Annotated in this window: 2 tRNA genes; both read left to right on the top strand. The window is 50.2% G+C overall.

The features are described 5' to 3' along the window. Nucleotides 1-18: 18 nt before the first annotated feature. Nucleotides 19-93: transfer RNA gene (locus ABWW58_RS17165), tRNA-Gly, on the top strand. Nucleotides 94-107: 14 nt separating this feature from the next. After that, a tRNA-Leu gene (locus tag ABWW58_RS17160) sits at nucleotides 108-196 on the top strand. The last annotated feature ends 7 nt before the right edge of the window (nucleotides 197-203 follow it).

Genomic DNA, 203 nt, shown 5'->3' with positions numbered 1-203 from the left:
CCATTTGTTTATTACTATGCGGAAGTAGTTCAGTGATAGAACATCACCTTGCCATGGTGGGGGTCGCGGGTTTGAATCCCGTCTTCCGCTCCATTATTTTTATATATGCCGGGATGGCGAAATTGGCAGACGCACAGGACTTAAAATCCTGCGGTAGGTGACTACCGTGCCGGTTCGAGTCCGGCTCTCGGCACCACTTTTAG

The organism is Sporolactobacillus caesalpiniae (assembly GCF_040513385.1).
Taxonomy (GTDB): Bacteria; Bacillota; Bacilli; order Bacillales; family Sporolactobacillaceae; genus Sporolactobacillus.
The sequence above is the reverse complement of the archived record's forward strand: the minus strand, read 5'-3'. Positions and strand labels throughout refer to the sequence as shown.